At 30.5% G+C, this 637-nt stretch carries 1 protein-coding gene; it reads right to left on the bottom strand.

Annotation, left to right across the window (positions count from 1 at the left end; translation table 11 throughout):
- Nucleotides 1–58: 58 nt before the first annotated feature.
- Nucleotides 59–484, bottom strand: coding sequence for a lipocalin-like domain-containing protein (locus AAFP94_RS14875; protein ID WP_409629189.1), 426 nt, complete (start codon nucleotides 482–484; stop codon nucleotides 59–61).
- Nucleotides 485–637 lie beyond the last annotated feature (153 nt).

Raw genomic sequence — 637 nt, 5'->3', positions numbered from 1 at the left:
ACAACGGTAAGTATAAAATGCGTTTTAATGCAGCTTATACAATGTTATAGGTTTTTAATTAGAAGTCAATTTTTCTCCATACTAATTTATGTTTGTTTGAACCAATAAAATCAGTGCTTAAGGTCATTTTATCTTCGTTGAACTCAAATTTTCTAATTTGATTTTGACCAACCCAATTCGGGAACGAACTTATTTTAATTTGATGAACTACTTGTTTCGAATTACGATTCACTTCATAATTTCCCGAGTAAGCAATAAAACCATTAAAAGCAACGACAACTTCATCTGGTTGGCCTTGAAGGGGATCCTCTGAAAGAAATTGAGGCCTATTGTTTTTCATAATCATTACTGACATATTTCCATTGCTTTCATAATTTATTTGCCCTATTACGTCCGCTCCGAAAGGAAATTCTTTTTTTCCATCTTTTGACTCGATAGTCCATTCCAGTAATTCCCAGGAACCAACAAATTGTTGATTTTTCATATTTTCTATGTTTATGCTCGTAATAATTGTATCCGTTCCATTATTTTTTACTGAAGAGTTATGTTGTTTGCAACTTGTAAAACATAAAATTATTAAAAATGAGATTGTATTAAAATGTTTCATTGCGTTTAGTTTTTTAATGACCTATAACGT

The sequence above is a fragment of the Gilvirhabdus luticola genome (genome assembly GCF_040117515.1).
In the GTDB taxonomy this organism is placed as follows: Bacteria; Bacteroidota; Bacteroidia; order Flavobacteriales; family Flavobacteriaceae; genus Gilvirhabdus; species Gilvirhabdus luticola.
This window is presented reverse-complemented; position numbering and strand designations above follow the sequence as displayed.